Annotated in this window: 3 protein-coding genes and 1 pseudogene; 1 reads left to right on the top strand and 3 read right to left on the bottom strand. The window is 42.7% G+C overall.

Features of this window, described 5'->3' with window-relative positions; translation table 11 throughout:
* Window positions 1-117: integrase core domain-containing protein (locus NKJ34_RS15675; RefSeq protein ID WP_253738127.1), on the top strand; the 117-nt coding region annotated here is incomplete at its 5' end.
* Window positions 118-2,003: 1,886 nt separating this feature from the next.
* Here NKJ34_RS15675 and NKJ34_RS15670 read toward each other — a convergent pair.
* The 3 genes and pseudogenes from NKJ34_RS15670 to NKJ34_RS15660 form a co-directional block, all read right to left on the bottom strand.
* Window positions 2,004-2,405 carry a transcription initiation factor IIE subunit alpha family protein gene (locus NKJ34_RS15670; protein ID WP_253739228.1) on the bottom strand — a complete coding sequence of 134 codons (402 nt, stop codon included), beginning with the start codon at window positions 2,403-2,405 and terminating at the stop codon, window positions 2,004-2,006.
* Between the two features lie 182 nt (window positions 2,406-2,587).
* Window positions 2,588-3,148 carry a tyrosine-type recombinase/integrase gene (locus tag NKJ34_RS15665; RefSeq protein WP_253739227.1) on the bottom strand — a complete coding sequence of 187 codons (561 nt, stop codon included), beginning with the start codon at window positions 3,146-3,148 and terminating at the stop codon, window positions 2,588-2,590.
* A 262-nt stretch (window positions 3,149-3,410) separates the two neighbouring features.
* Window positions 3,411-3,506: pseudogene (locus tag NKJ34_RS15660) on the bottom strand (IS1595 family transposase); the annotation flags it as partial.

The following is a 3,506-nucleotide window of genomic DNA, read 5'->3' as shown; positions in this document are numbered from 1 at the left end:
GTGGGCAGTCGGTCGAGCGTTCGTCGCTGGTGTTCGCAGTTTGTACATTATTATAACCGCCAGCGACCGCATCAATCGCTAGATGATCGAACGCCAACTGAGGAGGTCGCTAACTAGACAGTGCCTGAAGATGGAAGATATGATTATATTCTCTTGATTATAGTCCTGATTTTGTTAATATGATCAGCTATCAGCAAAACGAGGGCGATCCCCCAATCGCCCTCTTTGCAGGGACGCCCCCGCATCCCTGCATATTGGGTTTGTACTGCCAAATTAAAGTCTCTCTAGGAATTCACTCATTTAATCAAAAACTCAAATAGGGTTAAAATATCGTCATTATAAAACTCCATCAGTTGATTGATTAGATGGGTAAGCTCAATTGAGCAGTTTCCCCCGCTGTCTCAGTCTTTGGCCCCCACTTACCCGTTTTCACAAACTAATGCGTGCTGCATACAAGCTCTGTATGTTGCACAGCTCGATTTCCCAATTTTGAGACAGACGCCGCTGTTTCACTGTCTTCGGTAAGAGCCACAATAATTTTGATCCAAAACATAATACATAAAATATGTGGTAATAATCCGTATTAATAAGAAATATTATACAGTTTGCAATCAAGTTTGTCATACAGAATTGTTTTGAGCGGCATTGAGGCGCAGTGTACCAACGACATTGGGGGAAGATAGTGGTAGCTATGCTGTATAGTTACAATAAGATAATAAAATGTCACTAATTGGTGGTTACAACCAATCAAAATTAGCTGGCTATCATAAACCGGTTTTAACAAACAGCTTGTAACAAGCATATTATAATAGGGCTAGTACTATGCCGACCTCAATGCCGTTTAAACAAGCAGCACTTGTTACAGCACTTGTTAGGTTACAATAACTGCTAGTATAACTGCTATAGTTACGACATTATCTATACAGCTACAATTATATTATAATAATACAGCAGCGGGTAGATAATCGCACACGCGTGATGCGGCATTGAGGCGCGGCAGGTAAGATCACGCGGAATTAACTCGATTATGCATCAGAGTAATACGTAAGCCATTGGAGAATATGCTAAAACGGCGCGCTAGGGATAGAGCCACCTCAATGCCGTCGAAACGAGTTTGCAGTTGCTGATTATATAATTGTGTGTGGTTTCTGCTGTGGTGGCTGGCGACCATAGGAAAGGTCGCCCTAATTAGTACAGGCTATACATGAGAATAGGGACATAAAGACATTAGATTTAGCTCTCAGCTGCCAGAATATAGCAGCGTCTTAGCGCGGCTATGAGACGTTTCTAGACTGCCACAATTAAACACATATGATTTCCATAAAAGTCGCTTAGCACGGCTGTGAGATGACTAGAAATAGCTATGATTGTATATTTGTAGCAACTAGATAAAAACTACACAGATAGCCGTGGTAATCTAGAGCCAAAGCTGGCGGCTGTAAAAATAGTCAGAATCTAGCTAGAAACCGATATTAGCAAATCTTTTGCTAATAGGATTTACCCCACATACCGGGGTAAAGAAATACGCACAGTGGCACACATAGCGGCTGTGAGCAACTATAGCGCGGCTGCTATGGATACAGCCGTTATGATGCTGGCCATCGAGATCGGCCAGCAGCCAGCACGGACAGCCAGCATAGCCGAGTTAGTCGAAGCTGCTAGCCGATTGTATCAGTTTCTTTACCACGTTTCATAGTATGAAGCCTGAAATATAATGCACATTTCGGCTAATCGCAATACAGCGCCGGAATTGTGTCTACTAGTAGACCGATGGGATACAAATTCTAATCAGCTAGTGTGTTAGTAGACTACGGTTTTGACAACTAACCGGTACGGGTATGGGGTCAGATATATGCAAGTCGTTGCTTAGAAATTCTCGCTACCAGTGCAAATAATAAGAAACTCTCTAGCCTGATTTGGTGAAAAATATTTTTAGTGACATTTCTACAAGTTGGCGTTCTGGATATTTAGGTTGGATTCAGCACAGCGAGAAGTCCAGAAATTCAGCCAAAGATATTGCGAAGACGCTCGGATAACGGTTTGTATTGCCATCCACATCTATGACAAGTGAGGTAGTCGTCATCCTCATATTTCTTGACGTATGATTGGCAATTTGGACAGGTTCCTTCTTGCGGATTTGTTTCGTGATAGTCACTCTTGAGCTTCCGAAAAACGTGATACCCGTTGCCATGAACACTACTCACGGCTTTATAAACGAATGTATCCCCGTGATAGTGGTCGTATTTGTATTTTTTACCTATATGTTGGTTTATGGATTCAGGGACAGAATCATCTACCCAATCAGGCCGTTCTTCTCCCACAAGATGTTCCCACCCTTCGTTCTCCAGTGGTTCTATGATATACTCTTTTTCATCTCTCCAACGTTGCCCGTGTCCATTCGGCATACTCTCTCATTATTCATCCAAAAAATAAATTCTAGGGCTTCTAGAGGTAATTTTTGTGGTTATTCGAACGACGGTGCCAGTGATACTGAAGTTATCAAAATACGTATTATGAAATTTATGTGATATTTGGTTGAGTAGATTGAATTGCTATTCCTATAGAGGATTATGATAAGGGACAGTTCTTATCCCATATTATCTAATGCGTCCCTTCTATCTTCGACCGGAGCTTGATCGTACTTTGCAGTTGTTTCAATGTTGTGGTGTCTGAGTTGGCTTTGAGCAGCTGCCAGACCTTCTTCTCGTGCCATATATGTTCCTGTAGAATGGCGAATAGCATACCACGATATGTCCCTATTTATTTCAGCAATTTCACATACTGCATCAAGCACATATCTCAGGGAAGATGAGGAGTAAGGATTAGAATGGCGTGTTAGCCACAGTGAATCAGTATCTTCGTATTTCTCATACAGTTCTCTTTCTTCTAACCACCTACTGAGGTATTTTGTGGTTTCATGGCGAAGGCTCACTGTCCAATTATCTTCATTCTTCGTTGAATCTTCTTCAGGAATCCTGAGAGTAGAATTTGAAACATCTACCCAGTGGGTCTTTGCCCGCCCTACCTCAATGGGCCGTAAACCTGCATCAAGTGCTGTGTGGACTATTGATGGATACTTGAATCCGTTAGCACGCTTCCAATCTTCCTGAGTAACTTCTGAAGTTGGTTTGCCGTATCTCTTGGCCAAGAACCGCTTCCACTCTGTTCTTTCCTGAGGCTCAAGAGCAGCATACGCGGGAACGGTTCCATACTCTAATGATGCTTCTCGAAGAGCAGTACGCTCTTGATTGGACAAGTAATCTTTTGGCTGAGATACACCTGATTGCTTCTTAATATCAAACTCAGGTTCCCAATCTTCTCCGTTGAATCTGAAATAGGCCTTCAGTGCTAACTTTACGTTTTGCAGGTGGGATTTTGAGTACGCTCTTGTGGCGGAGATTGTTGGTGAGTCATAGTGCAGCTTCGAGGATGCTTTTTAGAGCTTCTTCACCTGGTTTTCTGAAGACCTCACGTCGGAGCTGAAACGCTCTGAGGTACGGTGTGAG

It is taken from the genome of Halohasta salina (assembly GCF_024178165.1).
GTDB lineage: Archaea > Halobacteriota > Halobacteria > Halobacteriales > Haloferacaceae > Halohasta > Halohasta salina.
The sequence above is the reverse complement of the archived record's forward strand: the minus strand, read 5'-3'. Positions and strand labels throughout refer to the sequence as shown.

What these genes read in the sequence shown, in the direction of transcription:
- NKJ34_RS15670 (WP_253739228.1), bottom strand. Translation starts at nt 2,405, where the DNA reads ATGCCGAATGGACACGGGCAACGTTGGAGAGATGAAAAAGAGTATATC.